Origin of the sequence: Streptomyces sp. NPDC057002 (assembly GCF_042673825.1) — a bacterium.
Lineage (GTDB): Bacteria > Actinomycetota > Actinomycetes > Streptomycetales > Streptomycetaceae > Streptomyces.
Genome location: NZ_JBHURZ010000001.1, coordinates 1,507,554 through 1,521,936, shown reverse-complemented (window position 1 = coordinate 1,521,936; position 14,383 = coordinate 1,507,554). Strand labels below are relative to the sequence as shown.

The following is a 14,383-nucleotide window of genomic DNA, read 5'->3' as shown; positions in this document are numbered from 1 at the left end:
TCAGTTCACTTCCCGAAGATTGCGGTAGGCGGCCACCAGCGCGGCCGTGGACGGGTCGAGACCGGGGACATCCGCGCCCTCGGTCAGGGCGGGCTCGACGCGCTTGGCGAGGACCTTGCCGAGCTCGACGCCCCACTGGTCGAAGGAGTCGATGTTCCACACCGCGCCCTGCACGAACACCTTGTGCTCGTAGAGGGCGACCAACTGGCCGAGGACCGACGGGGTCAGCTCGGGAGCCAGGATCGTGGTCGTCGGGTGGTTGCCCCGGAAGGTGCGGTGCGGCACCTGCTCCTCGGGCACGCCCTCCGCCCGGACCTCCTGCGGCGTCTTGCCGAAGGCGAGCGCCTGCGTCTGGGCGAAGAAGTTGGCCATCAGCAGATCGTGCTGCGCCCTGAGCTCCTCGCTCAGCTCGGCGACCGGCCGTGCGAAGCCGATGAAGTCCGCCGGGATGAGCTTGGTGCCCTGGTGGATGAGCTGGTAGTAGGCGTGCTGCCCGTTGGTGCCGGGCGTGCCCCACACCACCGGCCCCGTCTGCCACTGGACGGGACGGCCCTCGCGGTCCACCGACTTGCCGTTGGACTCCATGTCGAGCTGCTGGAGGTAGGCGGTGAACTTGGACAGGTAGTGGCTGTAGGGCAGCACCGCGTGCGACTGGGCGTCGAGGAAGTTGCCGTACCAGATGCCGAGCAGGCCCAGCAGCAGCGGGGCGTTGGCCTCGGCGGGGGCGTTGCGGAAGTGCTCGTCGACGATGCGGAAGCCGTCGAGCATCTCCCGGAAGCCGTCCGGGCCGATGGCGATCATCAGCGACAGGCCGATCGCGGAGTCGTAGGAGTAGCGGCCGCCGACCCAGTCCCAGAACTCGAACATGTTGTCGACGTCGATACCGAACCCGGCGACCTTCTCCGCGTTCGTCGACAGGGCGACGAAGTGCTTGGCCACCGCCTTCTCGTCGCCCCCCAGGCCCTGAAGCAGCCAGGAGCGCGCCGAGGTCGCGTTCGTGATGGTCTCGATCGTGGTGAAGGTCTTGGACGCGACGATGAACAGCGTCTCCGCCGGATCCAGATCGCGCACGGCCTCGTGCAGGTCGGAGCCGTCCACGTTCGACACGAAGCGGAACGTCAGATCCCGCGCGGTGTACGGCCGCAGCGCCTCGTATGCCATCGCGGGGCCCAGGTCGGAGCCGCCGATGCCGATGTTGACGACATTGCGGATGCGCTTGCCGGTGTGCCCGGTCCACTCCCCGGAGCGCACGCGGTCGGCGAAGCCGGCCATCCTGTCGAGCACGGCGTGCACACCCGGCACCACGTTCTCGCCGTCGACCTCGACGACCGTGTCCCGCGGCGCCCGCAGCGCGGTGTGCAGCACGGCCCGGTCCTCGGTGACATTGATCCGCTCGCCGCGGAACATCGCGTCCCGGAGCCCGAACACGTCGGTGGCGGCGGCCAGCTCCTGGAGCAGGGCCAGCGTCTCGTCGGTGACCAGGTGCTTGGAGTAGTCGATGCGCAGATCGCCCACGCGTACGACGTAGCGCTCGGCGCGCCCCGGGTCCGCCGCGAACAGCTCACGCAGGTCCGGCTGCGGCAGGGTGTCGGTGCGGTGGTCCTCCAGGGCGGTCCACTCGGGCCGCCGGGTGAGCTCGGGGGAGCCGGAGGGGGAGTCAGACATGAGCGGGGGTCTCCTCGTCGGCCTCGCCGTTCAGGGCGATGGCGTACATCTCGTCGGCGTCGAGGCGCCTGAGCTCCTCGGCGATGAGTTCGGAGGTGGCACGGACCTTCAGCGCCAGGGTGCGGGAGGGCTGGCCCGGCAGGGTCAGCGTGGCCAACGGGCCCTCGGGGCGGTCGATGACGATCTCGCCGTTCTCGGTGCCCAGGCGTACGGCCGTGACGACCGGCCCGGCGGTGACCACCCGGTCGACCGAGACGTGCAGCCGTGCCTCCAGCCAGCGGGCCAGCAACTCGGCGGCCGGGTTCTCGGCCTCGGCCTCCACGGCCGCCGAGACGATCCGCGCCCGGGCCTGGTCCAGCGCCGCGGCCAGCATCGAACGCCAGGGCGTCAGCCGGGTCCAGGCGAGGTCGGTGTCGCCGGGCGCGTAGGAGCGGACCCGGGTCCGGAGAGTCTCCAAGGGGTTCTCGACGGCGTACAGATCGGTGATCCGCCGCTGGGCCAGTGCCCCGAGCGGATCCTTGGAGGGCACGTCCGGGGCGTCCACCGGCCACCACACCACCACCGGCGCGTCCGGCAGCAGCAGCGGCAGCACCACCGAGTCGGCGTGGTCGGACACCTCGCCGTAGGTACGCAGCACCACCGTCTCGCCGGTGCCCGCGTCGGCGCCCACCCGGACCTCGGCGTCCAGCCGGGACTGCGTGCGGTCGCGCGGGGTGCGGGCGTGCCGCTTGATGACGACCAGGGTGCGCGAGGGGTGCTCGTGCGAGGCCTCCTCGGCCGCCTTGATCGCGTCGTAGGCGTTCTCCTCGTCCGTGACGATCACCATCGTCAGGACCATGCCCACGGCGGGAGTGCCGATGGCCCGGCGCCCCTGCACCAGCGCCTTGTTGATCTTGCTTGCCGTGGTGTCGGTCAGGTCGATCTTCATGGCCTGCGCCAGCTCCGTCCGTCTCGTGCGAGCATCTCGTCGGCTTCCGCGGGTCCCCAGCTGCCCGAGTCGTACTGTGCGGGCCTGCCGTTCGTGGCCCAGTACCGCTCGATCGGGTCGAGGATCTTCCAGGACTCTTCCACTTCCTGGTGACGGGGGAACAGATTGGCGTCGCCCAGGAGGACGTCAAGGATCAGCCGTTCGTACGCCTCCGGACTCGATTCGGTGAACGACTCGCCGTAGGCGAAGTCCATCGTCACGTCCCGGATCTCCATCGACGTACCCGGCACCTTGGAGCCGAACCGGACCGTCATGCCCTCGTCCGGCTGGACGCGGATGACGATCGCGTTGGAGCCCAGCTCCTCGGTCGCGGTGGAGTCGAAGGGGGAGTGCGGGGCCCGCTGGAAGACGACGGCGATCTCCGTCACCCGGCGGCCGAGCCGCTTGCCGGTGCGCAGATAGAACGGGACGCCCGCCCAGCGGCGGTTGTCCACCTGGAGCCTGATCGCGGCGTACGTGTCGGTCTTCGACGAGGCGTCGATGCCGTCCTCGTCCAGATAGCCGCCGACCTTCGCACCGCCCTGCCAGGCCGCCGCGTACTGCCCGCGCACGGTGTTCAGCCCCAGGTCCCCCGGCAGCCGCACGGCCCGCAGCACCTTCAGCTTCTCGGTGAGCAGCGACGCCGCGTCGAAGGCGGCCGGCTCCTCCATCGCGGTGAGCGCCATCAGCTGGAGCAGATGGTTCTGGATGACGTCACGGGCGGCGCCGATGCCGTCGTAGTACCCCGCGCGGCCGCCGATGCCGATGTCCTCGGCCATGGTGATCTGCACATGGTCGACGTACGACCGGTTCCAGATCGGCTCGAACATCTGGTTGGCGAAGCGCAGCGCCAGGATGTTCTGGACGGTCTCCTTGCCGAGGTAGTGGTCGATCCGGAAGACCTGCTCCGGGTCGAACACGTCGTGCACGATCGAGTTGAGCTGCTCGGCCGACTCCAGATCGTGCCCGAACGGCTTTTCGATGACCGCGCGGCGCCAGGAGCCCTCGGGCGCGTTCGCCAGCCCGTGCTTCTTCAGCTGCTGGACGACCTTCGGGAAGAACTTCGGCGGCACCGAGAGGTAGAAGGCGTAGTTGCCGCTGGTGCCCCGGGAGGCGTCCAGCTCCTCGACGGCGGAGCGCAGCTGCTTGAACGCCGTGTTGTCGTCGAAGTCGCCCGGGATGAACCGCATGCCCTCGGCGAGCTGCTGCCAGACCTCCTCGCGGAACGGGGTCCGGGCGTGCTCACGGACCGCGTCGTGCACCACCTGCGCGAAGTCCTGGTCCTCCCAGTCCCGGCGGGCGAAGCCCACCAGCGAGAAGCCCGGCGGCAGCAGACCCCGGTTGGCCAGGTCGTACACGGCCGGCATCAGCTTCTTGCGGGACAGGTCACCGGTCACGCCGAAGATGACGAGCCCGGACGGGCCGGCGATCCTGGGCAGCCGGCGGTCACGCGCGTCGCGCAGAGGGTTGACGAAGTCGGCCTCGGTGTACTCCGTGGGCGGGACGGCGGCCTCGGCCGTGCCGTCCACCCCGGTCTGCTCGACCCCGGCCGCCTCCTGGGCCGCCACGGCCTCCTTCTCCTCCTTGGTCCCCTTGGTCTCCTGTTCGGCCGTCTGGGGGATGCCCTCGCTCATTCCGCGTCAACTCCCTTGTCGTTCAAGGACTTGGTGACCGCGTCCAGCAGGTCCTGCCAGGCCACCTCGAACTTGGCCACGCCCTCGTTCTCCAGTTGCCGCACCACCTCGTCGTACGGAATGCCGAGCCGCTCGACGGCCGCCAGGTCGGCGCGGGCCTGGGCGTAGCCGCCGGTGACCGTGTCGCCCTGGACGTCGCCGTGGTCGGCGACGGCGTTCAGCGTGGCCTCCGGCATGGTGTTGACCGTGCCGGGGGCGACCAGTTCGTCCACGTACAGGGTGTCCTTGTATGCCGGGTCCTTCACACCGGTGGAGGCCCAAAGGGGGCGCTGCCGGTTCGCGCGGGCCCCGCCCAGCGCCTGCCAGCGCGCCCCGGCGAAGACCTGCTCGTACGCCTCGTAGGCGAGCCGCGCGTTGGCCAGGGCCGCCCTGCCCTTCAGGGCGAGGGCCTCGTCCGTGCCCAGCAGCGTCAGCCGCTTGTCGATCTCGGAGTCGACGCGGGAGACGAAGAAGGACGCCACCGAGTGGATGGCCGACAGGTCGCGACCGGCCGCCTGGGCCTTCTCCAGGCCGGCGACATAGGCGTCCATGACCTCGCGGTAGCGCTCCAGCGAGAAGATCAGCGTCACGTTCACGCTGATGCCCGCGCCGATCACCTCGGTGATCGCCGGCAGGCCGGCCTTCGTCGCCGGGATCTTGATCATCACATTGGGGCGGTCGACCAGCCAGGCCAGCTGCCGGGCCTCGGCGACGGTCGCCGTCGTGTCGTGGGCGAGGCGCGGGTCGACCTCGATGGAGACCCGGCCGTCCCGGCCGCCGGTGGCGTCGTACACCGGCCGCAGGACGTCGGCGGCGGCGCGGACGTCGGCGGTTGTCATCATCCGGACGGCCTCGTCGACGGTGACGCCCCGCACCGCCAGGTCGGCGAGCTGTGCCTCGTAGCCCTCGCCGGAGCCGATGGCGGCCTGGAAGATGGACGGGTTGGTGGTGACGCCGACGACGTTCCTCGTGGCGACGAGCTCGGCCAGGTTGCCGGACTCGATCCGCCGGCGCGACAGGTCGTCGAGCCAGATCGACACGCCCTCGTCGGAGAGGCGCTTGAGTGCTCCCGCGCTCGCGGTCGCTTCGGTCACAGTGATCATCTTCTTTCGGGCGGTCGGATCAGCCACGGGCCGCGGTGAGGGACTCACGAGCGGCGGCGACGACGTTCTCGGGGGTGAAGCCGAACTCGGCGAACAGGGTCTTGGCGTCGGCGGAGGCGCCGAAGTGCTCCAGGGAGACGATGCGTCCCGCGTCCCCCACGAACCGGTGCCACGTCAGGCCGATACCGGCCTCGACCGCGACCCGGGCCTTCACGGACGGCGGCAGCACCCGCTCGCGGTACTCGCGCGGCTGCTCCTCGAACCACTCCACGGACGGCATCGACACCACCCGGGTGCCGACCCCCTCGGCCTCCAGGGCCTCGCGGGCGGCCACGGCGAGCTGCACCTCGGAGCCCGTGGCGATGATCACCGCGTCCGGCACCTCGGTCGAGGAGTCCTTCAGGACGTAGCCGCCGCGCGCCGCTTCCGGGTTCGGCTCGTACGTCGGCACACCCTGGCGGGTGAGCGCCAGGCCGTGCGGGGCCGGGTCGGTGGTGTGCCGCCTGAGGATCTCGGCCCAGACGGTGGCCGTCTCGTTGGCGTCGGCCGGGCGTACGACGTTCAGGCCCGGGATGGCCCGCAGCGCGGCCAGGTGCTCGACCGGCTGGTGGGTCGGGCCGTCCTCGCCCAGGCCGACCGAGTCGTGCGTCCACACGTACGTCACCGGCAGCTGCATCAGGGCCGACATCCGGACGGCGTTGCGCATGTAGTCGGAGAAGACCAGGAACGTGCCGCCGTAGATCCGGGTGTTGCCGTGCAGGGCGATGCCGTTCATCTCCGCGGCCATGGAGAACTCACGGATGCCGAAGTGGATCGTCCGGCCGTACGGGTCGGCCTCCGGCAGCGGGTTGCCCCCGGGCAGGAAGGACGAGGTCTTGTCGATCGTGGTGTTGTTCGAACCGGCCAGGTCGGCCGAGCCGCCCCACAGCTCCGGGACGACCGCGCCGAGCGCCTGGAGGACCTTGCCGGACGCGGCCCGGGTGGCGACCGCCTTGCCCGGCTCGAACACCGGCAGGGCGTCCTCCCAGCCCTCGGGCAGCTCGCCCTTGCTGACACGGTCGAAGGTGACGGCGCGCTCCGGGTTGTCACCGCGCCAGGCGGCGATCCGCTTGTCCCAGGCGGTGCGCGCCTCGGCGCCCCGGTCCAGGGCCCCGCGGGTGTGGGCCAGCACCTCGTCGGTGACCTCGAAGGTCTGCTCCGGGTCGAAGCCGATGAGGCGCTTGGTGGCGGCGACCTCGTCCTCGCCGAGCGCCGAGCCGTGCGAGGCCTCGGTGTTCCGGGCGTTCGGGGCGGGCCAGGCGATGATCGTGCGCATCGCGATGATCGAGGGGCGCCCGGTCTCGGCCTGAGCCGCCCTCAGGGCCGCGTACAGCGCCTGTACGTCGACGTCGCCGTCCTCCTGAGGCTCGATCCGCCGCACATCCCAGCCGTAGGCCTCGTACCGCTTGAGCACGTCCTCCGAGAAGGCGGTCGCGGTGTCGCCCTCGATGGAGATGTGGTTGTCGTCGTAGAGGAAGACCAGGTTGCCGAGCTTCTGATGCCCGGCCAGCGAAGAGGCTTCGGCGGAGACGCCCTCCTGGAGGTCGCCGTCGGACACGATGGCCCAGACGGTGTGGTCGAAGGGGGAGGTGCCCTCGGGGGCCTCGGGGTCGAACAGTCCGCGCTCGTAACGGGCGGCCATCGCCATGCCGACGGCGTTCGCGACGCCCTGGCCGAGCGGGCCCGTGGTGGTCTCCACGCCCGCGGTGTGCCCGTACTCGGGGTGGCCGGGCGTCTTCGAGCCGTGCGTGCGGAAGGCCTTCAGGTCGTCCAGGTCCAGCTCGTAGCCCGCGAGGTACAGCTGCGTGTACAGGGTCAGCGAGGTGTGGCCGGGGGACAGGACGAAGCGGTCACGGCCGGCCCACTCGGGGTCGGCGGGGTCGTGCCGCATCACCTTCTGAAAGAGCGTGTAGGCGGCCGGTGCCAGGCTCATCGCGGTGCCGGGATGGCCGTTGCCGACCCGCTGGACGGCGTCCGCCGCCAGAAGCCGGGCGGTGTCGACGGCACGCCGGTCGAGTTCGGTCCATTCGAAGCTGTCCGCGCTGTCCGCTGTCTGCGTGCTCATCTTCAAGAAGTCCTCGATAGGAGCGAAGTGGCTGGTCTGACGTGTTCAAAATTAAAAGTCTGACTTTTTCGACGGAAGGTCGCCGTGTGCCAGGGTGTGGTGAAAGTGGGACACCCGGAAGCGGCGCGGGGCGCGAACGGGTCGGCATGAGGCGGACATGGCGGATATGGCAGACATGGCGGATGGCACCATCCGAGGCGGCGACGGGATCAGAACGTTCCCCTTTCCGGTCGAGCTGAGCGTCGGCGGTGTCGGCATGCAGGTCGGCCCGATGGGCACCGGCCGCACCTGGCACGCCGACGCGCCGCTGGAGCGCGTGCACCGCATCGACTTCCATGTCGTGATGCTGTTCGCCGAGGGCCCGGTCCGGCACATGGTCGACTTCACCGAGCACGAGGCCGGGGCCGGGGACCTGCTGTGGATCCGCCCGGGGCAGGTCCACCGCTTCTCGCGGACGAGCGAGTACCGCGGAACGGTGCTGACCATGCAGCCCGGCTTCCTGCCCCGCGCGACCGTGGAGGCCACCGGCCTGTACCGCTACGACCTGCCGCCGCTGCTGCGTCCCGACCCGGCCGAGCTCGCCGGTCTGCGCGCCGCGCTCGAACACCTGCGGCGCGAGTACGAGGACACGGCCACGCTGCCGCTCAGCCTGCACACCGCCGTCCTGCGCCACTCGCTGACGGCGTTTCTGCTGCGGCTCGCCCATCTCGCGGCGAGTTCGGCGGAGTCGGTACGCCGGCAGTCGGACTCCACCTTCACCCTCTTCCGGGACGCCGTGGAGCGGGACTTCGCCACCAACCACAGTGTCAGCGCCTACGCCGACGCCCTCGGCTACTCCCGCCGCACCCTGGTCCGCGCGGTCCGCGCCGCCACCGGCGACACCCCCAAGGCCTTCATCGACAAGCGCGTGGTCCTCGAGGCCAAACGGCTCCTCGCCCATACCGAACTGCCGATCGGCCGGGTCGGCGCGGCGGTCGGCTTCCCCGACGCCGCGAACTTCTCCAAGTTCTTCCACCAGCACACGGAACAGACCCCCGCCGCGTTCCGGGCGGACCTGCGCTGAGGGCAGCGAAAAGGGGCCCCACGCGCGCGTGGAGCCCCCTGCCGAGAATCGTCAGCGCCCGAAGGTGAACCAGTTGACGTTCACGAAGTCCTGCGGCTGACCGCTGGTGAAGGTCAGATACACGTCGTGCGTGCCCGTCACGGAGCTGATGTTCGCCGGGATCGTCCGCCAGGACTGCCAGCCTCCGGTGCCGCCCACCGAGAAACTCCCGACGGGCGCGTTGCCACGGCTGTCCAGTCGCACCTCGACCAGTCCGCTGACGCCGCCCGCCGCACCGCTCGCCACCCGGGCGCTGAACTGACGGGCCGCCGAGGAGCCGAAGTTCACGCCCTTGAAGTGCAGCCAGTCGCCGTTGGCCAGCGAGCCCACGTTCTGGCCGCCGCCGGAGTCGGTCGTCGTCTCGGTGCTCACCCCGGACTGGCCGTCGTAGGACTCGGCCTGGATGGCGGCGTAGGCGTCGCGGTTGCCGGTCGGCGGGGGTGTGGTGCCGCCGCCGGACGAGAGCACCTGGACGTAGTCGACGACCATGGCGTGGCCCGGCTGCGTCCCGGCGTCCGGGCCGCCGCCGAACGCGTCCGGGAAGCCGCCGCCCATCGCGACGTTCAGGATGACGAAGAAGCCGTGATCGGTGGCGTTCCGCCAGGTCGTCGCGTCGACCTGGTTGGCGCGCACCGTGTGGAAGTTGGTGCCGTCGAGATAGAAGCGGATCTCCTCGACGCTGGTCGAGCGGTCCCACTCCATCCGGTAGGTGTGGAAGCCGGCCTGACAGCTGGTGCCCTGGCAGGTGGTCGAACTGCCGATACCGCTGGTCTCGTTGCAGGGGCCGCCCGGCGAGGTGCCGCAGTGCATGGTCGCGAACACCGTGTTCATGCCCTGGGTGTTCTCCATGATGTCCAGCTCGCCGACGGCCGGCCAGTTCCAGTAGTCGCCGCGGTAGGGGGCGCCCAGCATCCAGAAGGCGGGCCAGTAGCCCTTCGCCGCGGCCCCGGTGACGTTCGGCACCTGGATGCGTGACTCGACGCGGAGTGTGCCGCCGGCCGGGGGCTGGAAGTCGGTGCGGTTGGTCTCGACGCGGCCGGAGGTCCAGTTCCCCGCGGCGTCCCGACGGGGGGTGATGCGGAGGTTGCCGCTGCCGTCGAGCGAGACGTTGTCCGCGCTGCTCGTCATCGTCTCGATCTCGCCCGTGCCCCAGTTGGCGGGGCCGCCCGGGTAGCCCTTGCCGGTGGCGTACTGCCAGTCGGACGTGTTGACGCCGCTGCCCGCGGCCCCGTTGAAGTCGTCCACGAACAGTTGCGTCCAGCCCGACGGGGGCGGCGGAGCGGAGGCGTTCGCGGCGGGGGTGGCGGCCGTGGTGGCGGCTGCCGCCAGACCGAGTGTGCTGACGACGGCGACGAACGCCCGCCGCAGCGGGCGGCGTCTGTGCGAGGTGCGGGAGGTATCGCTCATGGGGGGATGCCTCTCGAGTGGAGGGGTGAGAGCGCTCTCAAAGTGCCGCCAATGTGCTCCACGTCCCCCGGGTCGTCAAGAGGTAAAGCCGGGAAAAGTACGGGCCGGCCGATGAGTGCACAGCTTGAACGGGGGCGTCAGGTGAAGGCCGGATCGTAGCGGCCGTACCACCGGCGCTCGGGGTCGAGGGCGAAGCCGAAGTAGTTCCGGTAGAAGGCCAGATGCCTGCCGAAGCCCCGGTTGACGTGCATGAGCGGGCGAGGGCCGGTGGTGTCGCGTTCGGCGTAGGTGCCGAGGAGTCCGCCGTAGGTCTTCCGCCCGGAGTGGACCGCGAGGGCGTGGCAGTACCCGGCCAGGATGTGTCTGCGGAAGAACCACTTCATCTCGCCGAAGGTCACCTCCACCTTCCGGTGGTCCTGGAAGGTCCTGCCCAGGTGATCCCCGAGCAGCAGAGCCTGGTCGGAGTCGAGGTTCCGGAAAACCAGGACCTTGCTGTCGGGAAGGCCCGACGAGCGGTAGTCGGGGTGGAACTCCAGCTTGGTCAGGATGCGGTGGTAGGACTCCTGGAAGTGGCATCCCCAGCTCCAGTTGACGCCGTCGGGGTGGTAGGCGGCCTGGAAGGCGGACAGCTCCGCGGCCGGCATGTTCGCGCTGTGGAAGTCCTTCGGGCGCGGATCCATGTCGCTGGGATCACGGAGCATCTCGGTGGGCTGCTGGTAGTCGAAGCTGTCGACCAGGACCGGCCGGTTGTAGCCGTGGGAGAAGAAGCTGAGCTCCATAAGGGTGCCGGGCGCGGTCACACCGATGGTCCGCACCGCCGCGTAGACGTCCAGGACCGACATCACGCCGCGTACCCCGTGCTTGAATGCGTTTCCGTCGTAGTGGGCGGGGGTGACGCGGTCGAAGGAGCGGACCGCGGCGACCGACTCGGTCCGTCGGCCCGCCGGATAGGCGAACGTCCGGACGACGATCTCCCCGGCTCCCACGTCGAGGATCTGGAAGACGAGGTCCTCCATGGCCTTGTTGGCCGCCACATGCTGTCGGACCCGGTTCTCGCAGTAGGCCCGGAACGGCAGTTGATGGGGCGGCTTCCCGTAGCCCGCCACCAGGACGAAGTGCTTCATCGGCTCAGTCCTCGACCCATTCGCCCTCGGAGTTCTGCACCCAGCGGGGCAACTGGTCGTCCGCGCGCAGCCGCACCAGGTTGGTGGGGATGCGCACCGTCCAGGGGTCGCCCTGGGGGATCTCGTCGCCGGGCCGGTCGAGACGCTCGGCGATCTCGTCGGCGATCGGCAGGTAGAGGGGGCTGGAGACGGTGGGGAGAGGACCGCCGTCCCACAGTTCGCCGAACTGCATGAAGTGGTCGATGGCGCCTTCGAAGCCGAGGCGGGCGGGTACGGTGACCCGGCAGTAGCCGGCCTTGAGGAACTGGTTGAACAACGGGTCGGGGTCGTCGTAGGCGAGGCGCTCGTCCCATTCGCTCTTGCGGCCCCAGAAGTACGGGTACGCGACCCACGTCAGGTGCTCCCACTCGAAGGCCTGCTCGAAGAAGCGGACGTAGGCGCCTTCGGCCGCGGCCTCGTCGATGTCGAACTGCGGGACCTTGCCGGGCTCACCCTTCATCGCGTCGAAGAGATCGAAGTGCTGTTTGGTCAGGATGCTGACGCAGCTCTTGCGCAGCTCGTGGGCGATCAGCTCCTGGTTGGCCAGCGGGTTGCGGCCCTCGATGGCGACGCCCGCCGAAAAGGCCAGAGCGGCGACCTTCTCCTCGTACTCCGCGAGCCGGGCCCGGTAGGCGGTGGTCAGCTTGGCGTGGGTCTCCGCCCGCCACTTCTCCATCGCGCGCTCGGTGCGCCGGCACTTGATCTCGATCGCGACGGCCACCTGGGAGAGGCGGAAGCTGTCGACGGCCACCGGGATCGAACTCTGCTCCTCGTCCAGCATGGTGATCCACACCCAGTTGCCGTCCGGGTCGAACCGATGGGTCCGGCGGCCCACGGCGACGTCCAGGGAGTGGTCGCCCTCCCAGATGTTGCAGAGGCGGGCCACGGACGCCTGGAACGCCTGGTAGCCCTCGTCGAGGGTGACCTGGCCGGAGTGGTTGTAGTTGGTCTTGCTGTCCCCGCCGCCCGCCTTGAAGTCGAAGGACTTGGTCAGGTACATCTCGGGCGGCGGCGTGACATCCGTGGCCTGGTACACCTGCACCCAGTAGTGGTAATTGGTCTCGTCGATCTTGTTGGCCTCGAGCGTGAACGCCGGCGGCTTGTCCACCTGGACGGCTCCGGCGTGGGCCGACTGCAGGGTGTGGATGAGGAACGCGGCGGGCTCCGGGATCATGAAGTCGAACATGGTGCGCAGCCCGTAGTTGTACATCTGCGCCCGGTAGACCTTGTTGACCCACTGGTAGACCCCGGAGATGTGGTCGATGCCGGGGCTGTTGTCGAGCGTGTGGGTGTTCTTCTCGGTGACTTCGGTGGTGATCCGGAGGGTGGTGCGCTGGAGCACCCGCTCGGAGATCTTGGAGGCGCTGCGCTGGGTGACGTCCTGCGAGAAGGTGGACGCCGACTTGGTCGCCTCCTCCTTCGAACGGGAGACGGAGCCCTCGGCGGAGGCCGAGAACTCCACCGTGGGGCCGTACTTGCCGGTGACGGTCAGGCCTGCCTTCAGCGCCGCGTCCTCCTTGATGACGGCACTGGCCTCCCTGGTCATCTCGAACCGGTCCGTCGACTCCAGCTCACGCTCCTCGGAGGTGATCGTCTCCGTCTCGGTCACGGTGGTCTGCTCGGTCTCCTCACGCCGGGTGTGCTCGCGCAGTTTGGTCTCGCCCTTGAGGACGTTCTCGATGTGGGCGACGTCGGCGCCCTCGTAGCCGATCAGCTGCTGGCGGACCACGATCAGGTCGGCGACGCCGGACGGCTTCACGCTGCCCCGCGTGGCCGGGATGGGTTCGGCCTCCAGGGGGATCTGCTCGATCGGGTCCAGGTCCCCGATGCTGATCGCGTTCCAGACGGACGGCACCGGCGTGGAGGTCATGACCAGCGTGTCCCCGAGTCGCCGCACGCTGCGCTTGACCGGCTTGCCGAACAGTTTCTCCAGCTCTGCCGCCGTCCGGTCGGCCTCGCTCTGGAGGAGGGCGACGACGCGGTCCAGCGGCAGGGCCGTGACATCGATGCCGCGTGCCGTCAGCAGGGCCCGGGTGGCCTCCGACAACTGCTGGACCGCCGGCGGTTCGAGCCGGAAACCGAGGTCCTTCAGCAGGGCCGGGACGAAACCGGGGGTGCCGGCGAGGAGGTCGGGCCTGGCGCCGAAGACCTGCCCGGCGAGCTGGGCGGCTCCGGCCACGGCGGTGGGCTCCGGAGGGTTCGGACCGGGTTCCTCGGCCGCCGCTTCCGGAGCGCCGCCACCGCCGGTGCCACCGCCGGTGCCTCCGCCGGTGCCTCCGCCCGTGCCGGCGCCTGGGGCCAGGGCCCGCAGGTTGGCCTCCGAGAGGAGCTTGTGGAAGGTGATCTGGCGGGCCAGTTCGGCCGGCGGGGTGTACTCGGCCGGCGGCAGCACCTGCGCCGACCGGTTCTGCGGGGAGATGCTGAAGTGCTCGCCGCCCAGACCCGTGAGTTCACCGATGGCGGTGCGCAACTGCCGGAAGACGGTGAGCAGTCGCTCGGCGCGCTGCCGGCGCTCCCCGGCCGCCTCGGCCTCCTTCTCCCGCTGCCGGCGCTCTGCCTCGACGGTGGACAGCACGGGTTCGAGACCCGTGGCCCCCGGCAGCCGCAGGGGGCGCCTGCGGGCCCGCCGCAGTTCCCGCGGGGTGGCGGGGAAGGCGGTGTGCGTCACGAGGCGGGCGACGATCTCCAGGTGCCGCAACTGACGGACCAGTTCCTCCAGGGGCCTGGTGTGCTCGGCGGGCAGGTACTTGACGGCCAGCACGCTGTCCCGGAGCCGGGCCACCGCGTCCTTGTACGGCGCGCCCTGCACGACATCGGCCGGGGCCGCGCCGAACGCGTCCCGGACGGCCGCGATCACCGTGTCCCGCAGCGACGGCGGCGGATGCGCGGCGGATCCCGGACGGGCCTCTGCCGCGGCCCTCGCCGGAGCGGGCAGCCGGTCCAGCGCGGCCACGAACCTGGCAGTCTCCTTGGCCAGCGGAGCCTGCTCGGGCTTTGAGATGAACAGCGGTCCGGCGACGTACTCGCCCACCACCCGCCGCAGTTCGGTCCGCGGGTCCGCCGCGCCAGCCGCTGCGGCCAGCGCCCGCTGGAAGTCCGTCTGCTGGGCCAGTTCGATGCCTGGGTTGTCGGGATCCTGCGCGATCGCGGGTCGCAGCAGGGCAAGGCGGAAGAGCGGCTCCATGGTGACCCCCCGACG

9 protein-coding genes are annotated in these 14,383 nt (G+C 70.3%); 1 reads left to right on the top strand and 8 read right to left on the bottom strand.

Going from position 1 to position 14,383, the window contains the following annotated elements; genetic code table 11:
- From pgi to tkt, 5 genes are read right to left on the bottom strand one after another with little or no spacing between them, the layout of a single operon-like run.
- Positions 1-1,665, bottom strand: a complete 1,665-nt coding sequence (gene pgi, locus ACFT32_RS06835; RefSeq protein WP_382486545.1) for a glucose-6-phosphate isomerase — start codon at positions 1,663-1,665, stop codon at positions 1-3.
- Positions 1,658-2,593, bottom strand: a complete 936-nt coding sequence (gene opcA, locus ACFT32_RS06830; protein ID WP_382486544.1) for a glucose-6-phosphate dehydrogenase assembly protein OpcA — start codon at positions 2,591-2,593, stop codon at positions 1,658-1,660. The genes pgi and opcA overlap by 8 nt, the downstream gene beginning before the upstream one ends.
- Positions 2,590-4,266, bottom strand: a complete 1,677-nt coding sequence (gene zwf, locus ACFT32_RS06825; protein WP_382486542.1) for a glucose-6-phosphate dehydrogenase — start codon at positions 4,264-4,266, stop codon at positions 2,590-2,592. The genes opcA and zwf overlap by 4 nt, the downstream gene beginning before the upstream one ends.
- The gene (gene tal / locus ACFT32_RS06820; protein WP_382486540.1) at positions 4,263-5,408 is read right to left on the bottom strand and encodes a transaldolase; all 1,146 of its coding nucleotides are present in this window, start codon (positions 5,406-5,408) and stop codon (positions 4,263-4,265) included. The genes zwf and tal overlap by 4 nt, the downstream gene beginning before the upstream one ends.
- Positions 5,409-5,427: 19 nt before the next feature.
- Complete coding sequence (gene tkt, locus ACFT32_RS06815) at positions 5,428-7,512, bottom strand: transketolase (RefSeq protein WP_382486538.1); 2,085 nt, start codon at positions 7,510-7,512, stop codon at positions 5,428-5,430.
- 175 nt (positions 7,513-7,687) lie between these two features.
- Between tkt and ACFT32_RS06810 the strand changes: the two genes are divergently transcribed.
- Positions 7,688-8,575, top strand: a complete 888-nt coding sequence (locus ACFT32_RS06810) for a helix-turn-helix domain-containing protein (protein ID WP_382486536.1) — start codon at positions 7,688-7,690, stop codon at positions 8,573-8,575.
- A gap of 51 nt (positions 8,576-8,626) precedes the next feature.
- Here ACFT32_RS06810 and ACFT32_RS06805 read toward each other — a convergent pair whose 3' ends face one another.
- The 3 genes from ACFT32_RS06805 to ACFT32_RS06795 all read right to left on the bottom strand — a co-directional run bounded on the left by ACFT32_RS06805 (position 8,627) and on the right by ACFT32_RS06795 (position 14,368).
- Entirely contained in the window at positions 8,627-10,021 is a 1,395-nt protein-coding gene (locus ACFT32_RS06805; protein ID WP_382486534.1) for a glycoside hydrolase family 16 protein, read from the bottom strand.
- Positions 10,022-10,158: 137 nt separating this feature from the next.
- Positions 10,159-11,145: a hypothetical protein gene (locus ACFT32_RS06800; protein WP_382486532.1), complete on the bottom strand. Its 987-nt coding sequence runs from the start codon at positions 11,143-11,145 to the stop codon at positions 10,159-10,161.
- 4 nt (positions 11,146-11,149) lie between these two features.
- On the bottom strand, positions 11,150-14,368 hold the full coding sequence (locus tag ACFT32_RS06795) for a hypothetical protein (RefSeq protein ID WP_382486530.1): 3,219 nt from the start codon (positions 14,366-14,368) through the stop codon (positions 11,150-11,152).
- Positions 14,369-14,383: the final 15 nt, after the last annotated feature.

Excerpts from the sequence above, each read along its gene's own strand:
- pgi (WP_382486545.1), bottom strand. The coding sequence starts at position 1,665 with ATGTCTGACTCCCCCTCCGGCTCCCCCGAGCTCACCCGGCGGCCCGAG.
- opcA (WP_382486544.1), bottom strand. The coding sequence starts at position 2,593 with ATGAAGATCGACCTGACCGACACCACGGCAAGCAAGATCAACAAGGCG.
- zwf (WP_382486542.1), bottom strand. The coding sequence starts at position 4,266 with ATGAGCGAGGGCATCCCCCAGACGGCCGAACAGGAGACCAAGGGGACC.
- tal (WP_382486540.1), bottom strand. The coding sequence starts at position 5,408 with ATGATCACTGTGACCGAAGCGACCGCGAGCGCGGGAGCACTCAAGCGC.
- tkt (WP_382486538.1), bottom strand. The coding sequence starts at position 7,512 with ATGAGCACGCAGACAGCGGACAGCGCGGACAGCTTCGAATGGACCGAA.
- ACFT32_RS06810 (WP_382486536.1), top strand. The coding sequence starts at position 7,688 with ATGGCGGATGGCACCATCCGAGGCGGCGACGGGATCAGAACGTTCCCC.
- ACFT32_RS06805 (WP_382486534.1), bottom strand. The coding sequence starts at position 10,021 with ATGAGCGATACCTCCCGCACCTCGCACAGACGCCGCCCGCTGCGGCGG.
- ACFT32_RS06800 (WP_382486532.1), bottom strand. The coding sequence starts at position 11,145 with ATGAAGCACTTCGTCCTGGTGGCGGGCTACGGGAAGCCGCCCCATCAA.
- ACFT32_RS06795 (WP_382486530.1), bottom strand. The coding sequence starts at position 14,368 with ATGGAGCCGCTCTTCCGCCTTGCCCTGCTGCGACCCGCGATCGCGCAG.